Source organism: Streptomyces sp. NPDC091281, from assembly GCF_044757425.1.
In the GTDB taxonomy this organism is placed as follows: domain Bacteria; phylum Actinomycetota; class Actinomycetes; order Streptomycetales; family Streptomycetaceae; genus Streptomyces.
Genome location: NZ_JBIVUY010000001.1, coordinates 517,343 through 531,383 on the forward strand (window position 1 = coordinate 517,343; position 14,041 = coordinate 531,383).

The 14,041-nt window shown below is 72.0% G+C and carries 13 protein-coding genes and 3 tRNA genes; 10 read left to right on the forward strand and 6 right to left on the reverse strand.

Annotation, left to right across the window (positions count from 1 at the left end):
- Positions 1-195: 195 nt before the first annotated feature.
- Positions 196-1,356 carry an RNA polymerase sigma factor gene (locus ACIQPQ_RS02220; protein WP_401298560.1) on the forward strand — a complete coding sequence of 387 codons (1,161 nt, stop codon included), beginning with the start codon at positions 196-198 and terminating at the stop codon, positions 1,354-1,356.
- Between the two features lie 65 nt (positions 1,357-1,421).
- On the opposite strand, the gene ACIQPQ_RS02225 is transcribed toward ACIQPQ_RS02220, so the two are convergent.
- The 4 genes from ACIQPQ_RS02225 to ACIQPQ_RS02240 all read right to left on the reverse strand — a co-directional run bounded on the left by ACIQPQ_RS02225 (position 1,422) and on the right by ACIQPQ_RS02240 (position 7,103).
- Positions 1,422-3,350, reverse strand: coding sequence for an ABC transporter ATP-binding protein (locus tag ACIQPQ_RS02225; RefSeq protein ID WP_383767244.1), 1,929 nt, complete (start codon positions 3,348-3,350; stop codon positions 1,422-1,424).
- A complete protein-coding gene (locus ACIQPQ_RS02230) occupies positions 3,350-5,083 on the reverse strand; it encodes an ABC transporter ATP-binding protein (RefSeq protein ID WP_401298563.1) in 1,734 nt (577 codons plus the stop codon). The genes ACIQPQ_RS02225 and ACIQPQ_RS02230 overlap by 1 nt, the downstream gene beginning before the upstream one ends.
- Before the next feature lie 208 nt (positions 5,084-5,291).
- Positions 5,292-6,746: an FGGY family carbohydrate kinase gene (locus tag ACIQPQ_RS02235; protein WP_401298566.1), complete on the reverse strand. Its 1,455-nt coding sequence runs from the start codon at positions 6,744-6,746 to the stop codon at positions 5,292-5,294.
- A 51-nt stretch (positions 6,747-6,797) separates the two neighbouring features.
- Entirely contained in the window at positions 6,798-7,103 is a 306-nt protein-coding gene (locus ACIQPQ_RS02240; protein ID WP_401298569.1) for a YtxH domain-containing protein, read from the reverse strand.
- A 178-nt stretch (positions 7,104-7,281) separates the two neighbouring features.
- Here ACIQPQ_RS02240 and ACIQPQ_RS02245 point away from each other — a divergent pair.
- The 5 genes from ACIQPQ_RS02245 (at position 7,282) to ACIQPQ_RS02265 (ending at position 9,790) form a co-directional block, all read left to right on the forward strand.
- Positions 7,282-7,354: transfer RNA gene (locus ACIQPQ_RS02245), tRNA-Asn, on the forward strand.
- 5 nt (positions 7,355-7,359) lie between these two features.
- Positions 7,360-7,432 (forward strand) — tRNA-Asn (locus ACIQPQ_RS02250).
- A 214-nt stretch (positions 7,433-7,646) separates the two neighbouring features.
- Positions 7,647-7,723: transfer RNA gene (locus tag ACIQPQ_RS02255), tRNA-Ile, on the forward strand.
- Positions 7,724-7,939: 216 nt separating this feature from the next.
- Entirely contained in the window at positions 7,940-8,968 is a 1,029-nt protein-coding gene (locus ACIQPQ_RS02260; protein WP_401298572.1) for an SDR family oxidoreductase, read from the forward strand.
- Positions 8,969-8,977: 9 nt separating this feature from the next.
- On the forward strand, positions 8,978-9,790 hold the full coding sequence (locus ACIQPQ_RS02265) for a helix-turn-helix domain-containing protein (RefSeq protein WP_401298575.1): 813 nt from the start codon (positions 8,978-8,980) through the stop codon (positions 9,788-9,790).
- Between the two features lie 233 nt (positions 9,791-10,023).
- Here the strand turns inward: ACIQPQ_RS02265 and ACIQPQ_RS02270 are convergent, their stop codons facing one another.
- The gene (locus ACIQPQ_RS02270) at positions 10,024-10,833 is read right to left on the reverse strand and encodes an SDR family NAD(P)-dependent oxidoreductase (RefSeq protein WP_401298578.1); all 810 of its coding nucleotides are present in this window, start codon (positions 10,831-10,833) and stop codon (positions 10,024-10,026) included.
- A gap of 96 nt (positions 10,834-10,929) precedes the next feature.
- Between ACIQPQ_RS02270 and ACIQPQ_RS02275 the strand changes: the two genes are divergently transcribed.
- Both ACIQPQ_RS02275 and ACIQPQ_RS02280 read left to right on the forward strand, forming a co-directional pair.
- The gene (locus tag ACIQPQ_RS02275) at positions 10,930-11,310 is read left to right on the forward strand and encodes a MerR family transcriptional regulator (protein WP_401298581.1); all 381 of its coding nucleotides are present in this window, start codon (positions 10,930-10,932) and stop codon (positions 11,308-11,310) included.
- A 267-nt stretch (positions 11,311-11,577) separates the two neighbouring features.
- On the forward strand, positions 11,578-11,937 hold the full coding sequence (locus tag ACIQPQ_RS02280; protein ID WP_401298584.1) for a hypothetical protein: 360 nt from the start codon (positions 11,578-11,580) through the stop codon (positions 11,935-11,937).
- A gap of 157 nt (positions 11,938-12,094) precedes the next feature.
- On the opposite strand, the gene ACIQPQ_RS02285 is transcribed toward ACIQPQ_RS02280, so the two are convergent.
- Complete coding sequence (locus tag ACIQPQ_RS02285) at positions 12,095-13,090, reverse strand: LuxR C-terminal-related transcriptional regulator (protein ID WP_401298587.1); 996 nt, start codon at positions 13,088-13,090, stop codon at positions 12,095-12,097.
- Between the two features lie 179 nt (positions 13,091-13,269).
- Here ACIQPQ_RS02285 and ACIQPQ_RS02290 point away from each other — a divergent pair, with 179 nt between their 5' ends.
- Both ACIQPQ_RS02290 and ACIQPQ_RS02295 read left to right on the forward strand, forming a co-directional pair.
- Positions 13,270-13,578: a hypothetical protein gene (locus tag ACIQPQ_RS02290; protein WP_401298590.1), complete on the forward strand. Its 309-nt coding sequence runs from the start codon at positions 13,270-13,272 to the stop codon at positions 13,576-13,578.
- A gap of 170 nt (positions 13,579-13,748) precedes the next feature.
- A complete protein-coding gene (locus ACIQPQ_RS02295) occupies positions 13,749-13,946 on the forward strand; it encodes a hypothetical protein (protein ID WP_401298593.1) in 198 nt (65 codons plus the stop codon).
- Positions 13,947-14,041: the final 95 nt, after the last annotated feature.

Consider the following 14,041-nt stretch of genomic DNA (forward strand, 5'->3'; position numbering starts at 1 on the left):
GGCGGCGATGTGTCGTACCCCACACTGGGTGGCGGTGCCTGAGTCCTCGGAGCGCGGCCGATCCGTCCACGGCGGGTCCCACCCCCCGCCGCTTCACTCATCGCGGACGGGACGGACGGCGGCAGGGCCGCCCACCCCGCTCCCGCAGCAGCGCTGCCGCCCCGCACGGCAGCGAACACCCTGGAGGTCGCCCCCGTGCAGACCCGGACCCTCACCCCCACCCCCGCCGACCCGCGTACCGCCGGCCCGGACCCGGAGAACAGCATGGAACCGGAGGACGAGGCGGCCGGGCACATACCGGCGCAGGAGCCCGAGGGCCCGCCCCCCGAAGCCCTCGCCACGGCCCCCGGCACCGCACCGGAACCCGACTCCGACCCCGAGCCCGACCCTGACCCCGACCTCGACGCCAGGGCCGCGTCCGCCCGCCGCGCCGCCGAGACCGCCGGGCCCTCCTCCGACCTGTTCCGCCAGTACCTGCGCGAGATCGGCCGTATCCCGCTGCTCACCGCCGCCGAGGAGGTCGAGCTGGCCCGCCGGGTCGAGGCCGGACTCTTCGCCGAGGAGAAACTGGCCCGCACCCCCGACCTGGACAGCGACCTCGCCCTCGACCTGGACCGGCTGGTCGTCATGGGCCGGATGGCCAAACGCCGCCTCATCGAGGCCAACCTCCGGCTCGTCGTCTCCGTCGCCAAACGCTACGTCGGCCGCGGCCTGACCATGCTCGACCTGGTCCAGGAGGGCAACCTCGGCCTGATCCGGGCGGTCGAGAAGTTCGACTACGCCCGCGGCTACAAGTTCTCCACCTACGCCACCTGGTGGATCCGCCAGGCCATGTCTCGCGCCCTCGCCGACCAGGCCCGCACCATCCGGGTCCCCGTCCACGTCGTCGAGCTGATCAACCGCGTGGTCCGCGTCCAGCGCCGCCTGCTCCAGGAACGCGGCTACGAGCCCACCGCCGACGACGTCGCCCTCCAGCTCGACCTCGCCCCCGAACGGGTCGGCGAGGTGCTGCGCCTCGCCCAGGAACCGGTCTCCCTGCACGCCCCCGTCGGCGAGGAGGACGACGTCGCCCTCGGCGACCTCATCGAGGACGGCGACGCGGCGAGCCCCGTCGAGTCGGCGGCGTTCCTGCTGCTCAGGGAGCACCTGGAAGCCGTCCTGTCGACGCTCGGCGAGCGGGAGCGCAAGGTCGTCCAGCTCCGCTACGGCCTCGACGACGGCCGCCCGCGCACCCTGGAGGAGATCGGCCGCATCTTCGGCGTGACCCGCGAACGCATCCGCCAGATCGAGTCCAAGACCCTCAACAAACTCCGCGACCACGCCTTCGCCGACCAGCTCCGCGGCTACCTCGACTGACACCCCACGGCGTACGGCGAGGGGGGCCGCCCACGGGACGGCCCCCCTCGTCACACCGGCGTCGCTCAGTCGACCTCGGCGACCGCCTGCGCGAACTGCGCCTTGTACAGCCGGGCATAGGCGCCCCCCGCCGACAGCAGCTCGGCGTGCGCGCCCTGCTCCACGATCGACCCGTCCTCCATCACGAGGATGGTGTCCGCGTCCCGGATGGTCGACAGCCGGTGCGCGATCACGAACGAGGTCCGCCCGTGCGCCAGCTTCGCCATCGCCTTCTGGATCAGCACCTCGGTGCGGGTGTCGACCGAGCTGGTCGCCTCGTCGAGGACCAGGATCACCGGGTCGGACAGGAACGCCCGCGCGATGGTGATCAGCTGCTTCTCCCCGGCGCTGACCCCGCTGCCCTCGTCGTCGATGACGGTGTCGTAGCCGTCGGGCAGCGTCCGCACGAAACGGTCCGCGTGCGCCGCCCGCGCCGCCTCCTCGATCTCGCCCCGCGTCACCTCGCGCGAGGCGCCGTACGCGATGTTCTCCGCGATGGTGCCGCCGAACAGCCAGGTGTCCTGGAGGACCATGCCGATCCCGGCGCGCAGCTCGTCCCGCGCCATGCGGGCGATGTCGACGCCGTCCAGGGTGATGCGCCCGCCGGACACCTCGTAGAACCGCATCAGCAGGTTGACCAGGGTGGTCTTGCCCGCGCCGGTCGGGCCGACGATGGCGACCGTGTGACCCGGCTCGACGGTCAGCGAGAGGTCCTCGATCAGCGGCTTGTCGGGCTCGTAGCGGAAGGACACGTGCTCCAGCGCCACCCGCCCGCGGACCTCCTCGGGCCGCACCCCGACCGCCGGGTCGGCCTGCTGCTCCTCGGCGTCCAGCAGCTCGAAGACCCGCTCGGCGGAGGCCACGCCCGACTGGACCAGGTTCGCCATCGACGCGACCTGCGTCAGCGGCATCGAGAACTGGCGCGAGTACTGGATGAACGCCTGCACGTCGCCGATCGACAGCGCCCCGGACGCCACCCGCAGCCCGCCGACCACGGCCACCAGCACGTAGTTGAGGTTCGACACGAAGAACATCAGCGGCTGCATGACCCCGCTGTTGAACTGCGCCTTGAACCCGGCCTCGTACAGCGCGTCGTTCTGCTCGGCGAACTGGCGCGCCGACTCCTCCTGGCGGCCGAACACCTTCACCAGGGTGTGCCCGGTGTACATCTCCTCGATGTGGGCGTTCAGCTTGCCGGTGGTGCGCCACTGCTGCACGAAGTGCGGCTGCGACCGCTTGCCGACGCGCGTCGCGACGACCGCCGACAGCGGCACCGTCACCAGCGCGACCAGCGCGAGCACCCACGACACCCAGAACATCATCGCCAGCACGCCGACGATGGTCAGCAGCGAGTTGATGAGCTGCCCCAGCGACTGCTGGAGCGTCTGCCCGATGTTGTCGATGTCGTTGGTCGCCCGCGACAGCACCTCACCGCGCTGCCGCTTGTCGAAGTACGACAGCGGCAGCCGCGACAGCTTCGTCTGCACGTCCTCGCGCAGCCGGAACATCGTGCGGTTGACGGACCGGTTGACCAGCCGGGTCGCCACCGCCATCAGCACACCGGCCACCGCGAACACCACGAGCGCGACCAGCAGCACCCGGCCGACCTGCCCGAAGTCGATGCCCTGGCCGGGGGTGAAGTCGGTGCCGCTCAGCATGTCGGCCTTCTCGCCGTCCCCGCGGTCGCGCAGCGACTGGAGCACCTGCTCCTTGGACGCGCCGTCCGGCATCTCCCGCCCGACGATGCCCGCGAAGACCAGGTCGGTGGCCCGGCCGAGGATCTTCGGCCCGGCGACGCTGAGGCCCACGCTCAGCACGACGCAGCAGAGCATCGCGTAGAGGGTCGTGCGCTCGGGGCGGAAGTGGGTGAGCAGGCGCCGTCCGGACACCTTGAAGTCGAGCGACCGGCTGTCCGGTCCGGTCGGGGCCATCATCCGGCCCATGGGCCCGGCCATCAGGCGGCCTCCGCTTCCGTGAGCTGGGAGAGCACGATCTCCCGGTAGGTCTCGTTGCCCGCCATCAGCTCCCGGTGGGTGCCGGTGCCGACGACACGGCCCTCGTCGAGGACGACGATCCGGTCGGCGTCGCGGATGGTCGCCACCCGCTGGGCGACGATCACCACGGTCGCCTGAGCCGTCTCCCGGCCGAGGGCGGCCCGCAGTGCCGCGTCGGTGGCGTAGTCGAGGGCGGAGAAGGAGTCGTCGAAGAGGTAGATCTCCGGGCGCTGCACCAGCGTCCGGGCGATCGCGAGCCGTTGCCGCTGTCCGCCGGACACGTTGGTGCCGCCCTGGGCGACGGGGGAGTCCAGCCCGTTCTCCAGCCGCTCCACGAACTCCTTGGCCTGCGCCACCTCCAGCGCGTGCCACAGCTCCTCGTCGGTGGCGTCCGGATTGCCGTAGCGCAGGTTCGTCGCGACCGTCCCCGCGAAGAGGTACGGCTTCTGCGGGACGAGGCCGACCGTCCGGGCGAGCAGCGCGGGGTCGAGGTCGGCCACCTCGACGCCGTCGACGAGGACCTGGCCGCCGGTGACGTCGAACAGGCGGGGGACCAGCCCCAGCAGGGTGGACTTGCCGCTGCCGGTCGAGCCGATCACGGCCGTCGTCTCACCGGGGCGGGCCACGAGGTCGACGCCGGTGAGGACGGGCTCCTCGGCGCCCGGGTAGCGGAAGCCCGCGCCCCGGATCTCCAGGTGCCCGTGGCGGCGCAGCTCGCGCACGGGCGCGACGGGCGGGACGACGCTGGAGTCGGTCTCCAGGACCTCCTGGATGCGCTCGGCGCACACCTCGGCGCGCGGCACCATCATGAACATGAAGGTGGCCATCATCACGGACATGACGATCTGCATGAGGTAGGCGAGGAACGCGGTCAGGTCGCCGATCTGCATGTCCCCGCCGTCGATGCGGTGGGCGCCGAACCAGACCACCGCGATCGACGACAGGTTCACCGTGGTCATGACCACCGGGAACATCAGCGCGAGCAGGTTGCCGGTCTTCAGCGACATGCCGGTGAGGTCGGCGTTGGCGGTGCGGAAGCGCTCCTCCTCGTAGCCGTCGCGGACGAAGGCGCGGATGACGCGGTTGCCGGTGATCTGCTCGCGCAGCACCCGGTTCACCGTGTCGAGCCGCTTCTGCATGGTCCGGAACAGGGGCCGCAGCCGCCGCACGATCAGCGTCACGCAGATGCCGAGCACGGGGACGACGGCGACCAGGATCGACGACAGCGGCACGTCGAGGCCGATCGCCAGCACGATGCCGCCCACGCACATGATCGGCGCCGACACCATGAGCGTGAACGTCATCAGCGCCAGCATCTGGATCTGCTGGACGTCGTTGGTGGTCCGCGTGATCAGGGAGGGCGCGCCGAAGTGGCCCAGCTCCCGCGCGGAGAAGGACTGCACCCGGTCGAACACCCCGGCCCGCAGGTCCCGGCCGAGCGCGGAGGCGGTGCGGGCGCCGAAGTAGACGGCGCCGATGTTGCAGACCACCTGCACCAGCGAGATGCCGAGCATGACGGCGCCGTAGGACAGGATCGTCCCCGTGTCCCCGTTCACCACGCCGTCGTCGATGATGTCCGCGTTGAGGGTGGGCAGGTAGAGCGTGGCGCTGGTCTGGAGGAGCTGGAGCGCGACCAGCAGCGCGATGGGTTTCCTGTAGGGCCTGAGATAGGTCCGCAGTAGTCGTATGAGCACGCTACGTCTCTCGGAGTCGGCGGGCGGGGCATTGGTTGCCCCTGGCCCCTATCGTCCGCCATGCGGTAGGCGTTACCCCACTCCATTAACGGCCACGGGCGCGACCGTCGGCCCCCCGCTCCGGGGTGCGCCCCGCGCACAGGACGCACCTCCCTCACGCCGCCCCCCCGTGCACCGGAGGCACGCCCGGTGCGCCGGGGGGCAGTGCCTACGACCGGAACGCCGTCGGGTGGGTCTGCTCCCGCACCGACACGTACTGCTGCCGCACCGCCTGCCCCACCGCCAGCTCGTCCCCCGGGTCCAGCACGTGCGCGACCGCGCCCTGCCAGACGGGCGGGGTCCGGGGATCGAGGGTGCCCTGGGAGGCGCCGAGCGCCCAGGCGGCCTGCCGGGCGGCGCCGATCGCCGCGTAGTCGGCGGGCTGCGGTACGACGATCTGCGCCCCGAACAGGGCGGGCGCCGCCGCCTGCACCGCGGGCAGCTCGGCCGCCGCGCCCAGCAGGAACACCCGCCGCACCTCCACACCCCGGCCGCGCAGCACGTCCAGCGCGTCCGCGAGACCGCACAGCATGCCCTCGAAGGCGGCGCGCGCGAAGTGCTCGGGCTTCATCGACTCGCGCCGCAGCCCGGTCAGGGTCCCGGCGGTGTGCGGCAGGTTCGGGGTGCGCTCGCCCTCCAGGTAGGGCAGCAGCACCAGCCCGTGCGAGCCCGGCGTGGACTTCATCGCGAGGTCGGAGAGCGCCTCCAGGTCGGGGACGCCGAGGAGTTCGACGGCGCCGCGCAGGGTCCGTACCGCGTTGAGGGTCGTGACGACCGGCAGGTGCATGCCGGTGGCGTCGGCGAGGGAGGTGATCATGCCGCTCTGGTCGACGAGGACCTCGGGGTGCACGGCCATCACCGAACCGGACGCGCCGAGCGACACCACGGCGTCACCGACCCCGATCCCCAGCCCGAACGCGGCGGCCATCGTCTCCCCGGTCCCGGCGGAGATCAGCAGCCCCTCCGGGGTGGTGCCCGCCGCCGCCGAGGGCCCGATCACCTCGGGCAGCATCGCCTGGTGACCGAGCGCCAGCTCGACCAGGTCGGGCCGGTAGCCGCCGGTCGCCGCCGACCAGTAGCCGGTCCCGGAGGCCCCGCCGCGGTCGGTGGTCCGCCGTACCGGCCGCCCCAGCAACTGCCACACAAGCCAGTCGTGGGCCTGGAGCAGGACGGCGCTGCGCAGCGCGGCCTCGGGCTCGTTCTTCGCGAGCCAGCGCAGTTTCGTGACGGGCTGGGCGGCGGTCGGCACGGCCCCCACGGCCTGCGCCCACGCCTCCCGCCCGCCGAGCGCGTCCACCAGATCGGCCGCCGCGACCTGCGCCCGTTTGTCCCCGCCGACGAGAGCCGGCCGTACGGTGTTGCCCTGGGCGTCCAGCGGCACGAGCGCGTTCTGCTGCGCCGACACGCCGATGGCCTGCACCCCTTCGAGGAGTCCGCCCCCGGCCGCTTCCCCGAGGGAGAGCAGCCAGGCCTGCGGATCGACGTCGGACGGCCGCCCGCCGCCCTCCGCCGGGTCCATCGGGTGCGGCGCGTATCCCTGCCGGAGCACGGCACCGGTGTCCGCGTCGCAGACGACGATACGAGTGAAATCGGGCGAACTGTCCAACCCGGCGACTATCCCCATGACGAAAATTCTGCCGCACCACGGGGGGTGACCGCGTCGGCCGTGCCCCGGTTACGGATGACCGGTGCCCCAGTCGTCCGCCCCGTCGCCCGCCGCGGACCGCTCCCGCAGCGACCGCACCCGGTCCGCGACCGAGTCCGGCATCCGGTCCCCGACCTTGTCGCTCACCGCGTGGTACGCCTTCCCGGCGTACTGGCGGCCCTGCTGGGCCGCGGTCTCGGCGGTGTTGCGGACGGCGGGGTTCTGCGCGATCTGCCGCGCGGACTTCTTCAACTGTTCATAGCGCTCCCGCCCGGCGCGCGTGCCCAGCACGTAGCCCAGGGCGAGTCCTACGACGAACGTGAGCCGGTAGCGCATGGCGGCCACCCTTCCCTCGTGAGGTGTCTGGCACAGCACCCGTACCCGGGGAGCGGGGCCGGATGCCCGGGGGAACCGATTGGCGGAGCACCCCCCTGCTTGCGCTAATGTATGTGTCGCAGCGAGCGTCCGCCCCCTGGCGAATACCCGGGAAGGCGCGTTCGATGCAACGAGGCATTCCCCTGTAGCTCAATTGGCAGAGCAGCCGGCTGTTAACCGGCAGGTTACTGGTTCGAGTCCAGTCGGGGGAGCTCGGTCCCCTGTAGCTCAATTGGCAGAGCAGCCGGCTGTTAACCGGCAGGTTACTGGTTCGAGTCCAGTCGGGGGAGCATCGTGATCGAGGACCCCGCCGGGGTCCTTTTTCATGTCACGGGTTTCCCGCCACGGGCCACCGGAACCCATCAGGTTCCCTCCCCTGGGAACCATGCAGGTCGCGGCGCGGTCCTCATGGTTGTGCGACGTCGGACCAGGCGGAGCGTGAGATCGTATGAGCGGCTATGCTGCGGCAGACGGCGCGCACACGTGTACGCGACACGCCGCTATGGGGCGGTAGCTCAGCCGGTTAGAGCAGCGGACTCATAATCCGCCGGCCGTGGGTTCGAGTCCCACCCGCCCCACCAAGAGAAACCTTCTGAACTGCGAAAGCTCTTTCTCGCGGCGTTTGTTGTGGCGGGGCGGGCGCCACCTGGACCAGACGCGCCGCCTTCTGACCACGCGCCAGACCGGTGACCACATGCCGCGTCACCTCGGCGGCATGCCGCGGCATGCCTGTCCCTGCGGATACCAGGAACGGCAGGATCTGGAACCGGGCGGTCGTCCACGATGATCCTGGCGTCATGGAACACGTACTCGTCACCGGTGGGACCGGCTTCCTGGGCTCCCACACCATCGCGCGGCTCTTGGCGTCGGGGTACAAGGTCACGACCACGCTGCGCTCGCTGAAGCGGCGACCCGACGTCGAGAAGATGCTCTCCGTGGCCGAGGCGCCGGGGTGGGAGGGGGTCTCCTACGTCGAGGCGGACCTGACCTCCGATGCCGGCTGGGACCGGGCCGTCGCGGGGGCCGACTATGTCCTGCACGTCGCCTCGCCCTTCCCCGCCTCCCGTCCCAAGGACGAGGACGAACTGATCGTCCCGGCCCGCGACGGTGCGCTGCGGGTCCTGCGGGCCGCGCGGGACGCCGACGTCAGGCGGGTGGTCCTGACGTCCTCGTTCGCCGCGGTCGGCTATGGCCACCGCCCTACGGACCGGGTCTTCACGGAAGCCGACTGGACGAGCCCGGACGGGCCCGGCGTGACCCCGTACGTCAAGTCGAAGGCGGTCGCCGAGCGCGCGGCGTGGGACTTCGTCGCCGCCGAGGGCGACGGCCTGGAACTCACCGCGATCAACCCGGTCGGCATCTTCGGGCCGGTGCTCGGTTCCGACTACTCCAGCTCGATCCGTATCGTCCACGCGATGCTCACCGGTGCCCTGCGCGCCGCTCCGCCGATCTGGACCAACACCGTCGACGTCCGGGACGTCGCCGACCTCCACATCGCGGCGATGACCTCACCGGCCGCCGCCGGGGAGCGGTACCTGGCACTGGCGGGCGAGCCGATCTCCTTCGGGCAGATCGCACTCACCCTCCGTTCCCAGCTGGGCGAAGCGGCGGCGAAAGCCCCCACCCGGTCGGCCCCCGCCTGGCTGCTGCGCCTGCTGTCCACGGTCAGCCCGCAACTGCGCGAAACGGTGCCGCAACTGGGCGTGGTCCGCCGGGCCAGCAACGCCAAGGCCCAAGAGCAGCTGGGCTGGGCACCGCGCTCGAACGAGGAGAGTGTCGTCGCGAGTGCGCGCAGCCTGGTGAGGCTCGGCCTGCTCGCCGACTAACGTCGAAGGATGAACGACATGGCGGACACCCTCGGCCACTTCCTGCGGGCCCGGCGGGAACAGCTCAGCCCGCAGGAGGCCGGCCTGCCCGCCGGAGAGCGCCGCCGGGTCCCGGGGCTGCGCCGAGAGGAGGTCGCCCACCTCGCCGGCATCAGCCCCGAGTACTACCTGCGCCTGGAGCAGGGCCGCAACCAGCACCCCTCCGACCAGATCCTCGAAAGCCTCGCCGCGGCGCTGCAACTCGACGACGAAGCCGTCGCCTACCTGCACCGCCTCGCCCACCCCACGCCCCCGGCCCGACGCCGCCGCCCCCGCGCCCGGACGGGCCAGGCCGACCTCCAGCCCCTGCTCGACAGCTGGCCCCTCACCCCCGCCTACACCCAGGGGACAGCGGGCCGCGTCGCCGCCGCCAACCGCCTGGCTGTGGCCCTGTGTCCGTTCTTCGCCGTGGGGAGCAACCCCCTGCGAGCCGTGTTCCTCGAACCGGAGATGCGCAGCCTCTATCCCGAGTGGGACGACGTCACCGCCAAGGCCGTCTCCGGACTTCGCGCGACCCTCAGCATCGACGACGCCGACCCCGAACTCCTGGAGACCATCGGCGAGTTGACGGTCGCCAGCGAACGCTTCCGCACGCTGTGGGCCAAGCGGGAAGTACGCCGCCGCGCCGCCGGCCACACACGGTTCGACCATCCCCTGGTCGGGCCGCTGGAACTGCGCTACGAGAAGTTCCTCAGGCCGGAGGCACAGCAACTCCTCGTCGTCTACCACGCCGACCAGGGCTCACTCAGCGCCGAGCGCCTGCACCTGCTCAGCAGCCTCTGAACCAGTCCACGGACAGCACCCCTCGCCCGGACTCGGCGCCGAAGCCGGGGAGGTCGCCTCGCGGGTGCGGATCGGGAGCGCGCTCAGGGCGACGGCCTCCCGGCGGAACCTGGCCGTCGGCGCGCAGCGAGCGGCACTCAGCAGGCTGTTCCTGGAACAAGTGGGGCAACAACCCGAGCAGGGGGAGTTGACGTCGAACCCGACCGCGCCCGTCAGCCCAGGGCCCGCACGACCTAGCCTTGCCGGCTCTCGGCGGCCTTGCGGAAGAAGCTGCCGGTGATCCTGGCCGCGGTGCGCGACGGAAGAACGCGGCTGAACACGAACGCCTGGAGGCCGTAGGCCCGGCCGTCGACGACCGCGGGGCCGTCACCGCGCAGCGCCGCCATCACCGTGTCGGCGACCTGCTCGGGCAGCCGCTTGCCACGGCCGGGGCCGGGGTTCATGGGGGTCTCGATCGCGCCCGGACTGACCGCCACCACCCGGACACCCGTGCCGCGGGTCTCGTGCCACAGGGCTCGCGTGAAGGAGAGGACGAACGCCTTCGAGGCCGCGTAGGCGGCGTTGTACGGGGCGGGGGCGTACGCGGCGGTGCTCGCGATGTTCACGATCCCGCCGCGCCCGCGGGCCAGCATGGCGGGCAGGAAGAGCGCCGACAGCTCCGCGACCGCGGCGGCGTTCAGGTCGACCGACGCGCGCAGCCGTGCCGGATCGGTGCCGCCCACGGCCCCCGTGACGGCGGCGCCCGCGTTGTTGACCAGCAGGTCGACCGTGACATCCGCCTCCTTGAGCTGCTGGGCCAGCCGGGCCGGGCAGTCCGGCAGGGACAGATCCAGGGGCACGGTCAGCACCTCGACTCCGTGTTCCCTGCGCGCCTGCCCCGCCACCGCGTCGAGGCGCGCGGCGTCCCGCGCCACCAGCACCAGATCCTGGCCCCGTGCGGCCAGCCGCTGGGCGATCGCCGCCCCGATCCCCGTTCCGGCCCCGGTGACCAGCGCCGGGCCCGCGCCGGTGGTCCGCTGTCCTGCTCGTTCGTTCGGTGTCATGCCCGTCACGCTAAACTTTCACGTTGACGTCAATGTCAAGCTCTGGCCTCCGGGCAGCCTCGGGGCGCAGGCGGAGAGAAGGGCGGAGGAGGCGGGATGCGGATCGGGGAACTCGCCAAGGCGGCCGGGACGACCACGCGCGCGCTGCGGTACTACGAGGAGCAGGGCCTGCTCGAGCCCGAGCGCCGGGCCAACGGGTACCGGGAGTACGACGAGCACGCCCCGTTGCGGGTCGCCTTCATCCAGGACCTCTCCCGCGCGGGCCTGCCGTCGGCCGTCATCCGGGAGATCATCCCGTGCGCCGGGCCGTCACGGCGGCCGGACGGCGACTGCGCGTCCCTCGTCGCCCGCGTCCAGCAGGTCCGCGACCAACTGGCGCGGCAGGAAGAGCAGTTGGCGGAGCGGCGTCGGATGCTGGACCTGTACCTCTCGGGTGCGGCGCAGCCGGCCGGCCTCGACCCCGACCGGAGCGCGTAGCGGCCACGGCTCCTGTGGCGGCGAACAGCCCGTAGGCGAGGATGTGCAGCAACAACCGCCTTGAAGAGCGAGTCGGCACCTGATCACCAGCCAGAGGGGCACGTGGGCGAACATCCATCGCGTCATTCCGGAGTGGTACTGATGCCCAGAACACCCACAGCAAGGTGGCTCGCAGCCGCTGTTGTCGCTCTCGGTGCGATCGCGGGCACGCTCGCCTGGTGGCCGCGGGGTGATCCGGCTCCGTACTCCCTGCGGGACGCCCCAGGCGTGAACGTGACGGTCCGGCCCGTCGATTCGAACTATCCCGAGGCCAAGGTGGTGGCACGCGAGACCGAAGAGCTGCTGAAGGTCTACGTCCAGCGCCTGCGCAGCGGTGACGCCGACGACCTGGCCCGGCTCGGTGTTCCATGGTTCACCGGAAAGGAAGGTGCCGCACGACGTCTGATCGCCGCTCATGGTGCTCAGGCGGGAATGCCGGTGAAGGCGGTGGTGGCGGACCCCGTCGCCCCGGGGCTGGCGAGTGTCGACCTGCGTTTCGCGGACGGAAGCAGGCAGACGCTCGACCTCACTCGTGCTGACGGCGTGTGGTGGGCGGCCATGGGTGAGGGCGACCCGATGAACCCGTAGAGACCTCGATCTCCGAGGGGCCGGCCCGTCGCGGAGGCGGCCCCTCTCGTCCTGTGGCCGCGGATTGTCCTGTGGCCGCGGGCGCGGTCGCCGAGCACGTCCTGAACCCGCCCCGCCCGCGTCCGGCACGGCATGTCGGGTGCGGCCGCGCCGCCGCCTACGGCCGGGGCGGGAGCCAGCCCTGCTGGACGGCGCGTACGCCGGCCTCGAAGCGGCTGCGTGCGCCGAGGCGCTCCATCAGTTCCGAGGCGATGCGGCGGGCCGTGCGGTGCGAGACGCCGAGCCGCTTCGCGATCGTCTCGTCCGTGTGGCCCTCCGCCAGCAGCCGCAGCGCGGTCGACTGCTGACCGGTGAGCCCGCTCGGGGACACCGGGGCCACCTCGCCCAGCGGCTGCGCCGACTCCCACGTCGTCTCGAACAGCGCGCACAGGGCTGTGAGCGTGCCCTGACCCGTGAGCAGAACCGCCCCCGCCGCGGTGTCGTCGCTGCTCACCGAAATCATCGCCACCCGCCGGTCCATGAGGATCATGCGGGTCGGCAGCGAGGGCACCGTGCGGACCTGACCGCCCGAACCGGCCAGCCAGGTCGCGTGCTCCACTGTGGGGCGGTTGGCGCGCACACTGTCCAGGTAGATGGTGCGCATCCGGACCCCGCGGTCCAGGAGGTCCTTGTTCAGCGGACGCGACGCCGCCATGTTCTCCGCGGTCTGCGGACCGCCGGGCGCGAACGCCAGGAACTCCTCCTTCACCTCACGGGTCAGCACGGCCAGCCGGTCCCGGATCTGGTCGAGCCCCACCAACTGCTCCACCCCGGGATGACTGGCCGCCGGACGCAACTCGGCGTACTCGGAGATCAACTGGGCCGCCGCCGCCCGGGATGCCTCCAAACGCTGCTGGTGCGCCGCCAGTTGCGCCTGCTGGCGAGCCATCAGGATCTCCATCCCGATGTCCGGTGAGACCGCGCGCAGCCGCCCCGCGTTCCCGGCCGCCGGGCGTACGAGTGCCAGCTCGCTCAGGGCGTCCAGCGCGTCCCGCACCTCCGCCTCGGGCAGCCCGACGGACTCCGCCAGCGCGACCACTCCCGCCGCCGGCTCTCTGAGCATGGCGCGGTACACCGTCTCCGCGACGGAGTCGAGTCCAAGTGCGGTCAACATCAGGCCCCCATGGTGTGCACGTGTCATCCCCTGTGTGCTCAAGATCTTCCCAGAGTGGTGGCGGAACGTCACAGGGGATAGAGCGCAACGTCACAAGGGGCAGGCCGGAACGGGCCCAGGCCCCAACAGTCCAGCGACACGGCACCGCGCGGTCACCTCGCCCTGGGACGCTGGAGCGCATGTACCTTGTCCACGCGCACCTGGAACTACCCCGTGGCACTGAACTGCCGTACGAAATAAGGGATCTGGTGCGATCGGCGATTCTCCCCGGCGACCGGGTGGAGCACCTCGCGGTGCACGTCCGGCCCCCCTCCGAGCTGACCCTCGGCTTCTACCTCCTGGCCGACCTGCTGGAGGAGGCGGAGGAGCGGGCGGTCCGGGTCTGCGGACGTCTGCTGAGGGAGCTTCCGCCGCTGGCCGCAGCGCGGCTGACCGGTGCGGGCGCGCCACTGCTGCCGCTGGCCTTCACACCGGAGCGAGTGGACTGAAACGGCCCGGGTGGACGCATGAGTCCAAGGCCCGTTCCGTCCACCCGTGACCCCTTCTCACGGCTCTGAGCTGCGACGAAGCTAGTGATCACCGGAAGGGCCGAGCGTCACCGCGGGACGCGGCACCGGACCGGGACTTCGCGTCAGACCACCCAGGAACGGACTCCGTCATGCTTCGCACCCGCTTCGCCCAGGCCGCCGCGGTCGCCTCCCTCGCCGTCGTGACGGCCCTCGCCGCACCGGCCCTCGTCGCCGGGTCCGGCACGCAGCAGGCTCCCTTCTCCTCGGTGTTCGCCGGTGACGCCGGCTGGCAGTCGGCCCCCGCGGACAGCGACTGGACCGTCCTCGCCGACGCCGGCTGGCAGTAGGCCCCGCGCGGCAGCCCCGCCGCCGGCCGGACGCGCGCCCTCACCGCCCGCGTCCCCGCCCGATCGACGCCCGCACGACCACACATCACCGCCCC

Excerpts from the sequence above, each read along its gene's own strand:
- ACIQPQ_RS02290 (WP_401298590.1), top strand. The coding sequence starts at position 13,270 with ATGTACCTTGTCCACGCGCACCTGGAACTACCCCGTGGCACTGAACTG.
- ACIQPQ_RS02235 (WP_401298566.1), bottom strand. The coding sequence starts at position 6,746 with ATGGGGATAGTCGCCGGGTTGGACAGTTCGCCCGATTTCACTCGTATC.
- ACIQPQ_RS02225 (WP_383767244.1), bottom strand. The coding sequence starts at position 3,350 with ATGGCCGGGCCCATGGGCCGGATGATGGCCCCGACCGGACCGGACAGC.
- ACIQPQ_RS02285 (WP_401298587.1), bottom strand. The coding sequence starts at position 13,090 with ATGTTGACCGCACTTGGACTCGACTCCGTCGCGGAGACGGTGTACCGC.
- ACIQPQ_RS02295 (WP_401298593.1), top strand. The coding sequence starts at position 13,749 with ATGCTTCGCACCCGCTTCGCCCAGGCCGCCGCGGTCGCCTCCCTCGCC.
- ACIQPQ_RS02275 (WP_401298581.1), top strand. The coding sequence starts at position 10,930 with ATGCGGATCGGGGAACTCGCCAAGGCGGCCGGGACGACCACGCGCGCG.
- ACIQPQ_RS02265 (WP_401298575.1), top strand. The coding sequence starts at position 8,978 with ATGAACGACATGGCGGACACCCTCGGCCACTTCCTGCGGGCCCGGCGG.
- ACIQPQ_RS02240 (WP_401298569.1), bottom strand. The coding sequence starts at position 7,103 with ATGCGCTACCGGCTCACGTTCGTCGTAGGACTCGCCCTGGGCTACGTG.
- ACIQPQ_RS02270 (WP_401298578.1), bottom strand. The coding sequence starts at position 10,833 with ATGACACCGAACGAACGAGCAGGACAGCGGACCACCGGCGCGGGCCCG.
- ACIQPQ_RS02260 (WP_401298572.1), top strand. The coding sequence starts at position 7,940 with ATGGAACACGTACTCGTCACCGGTGGGACCGGCTTCCTGGGCTCCCAC.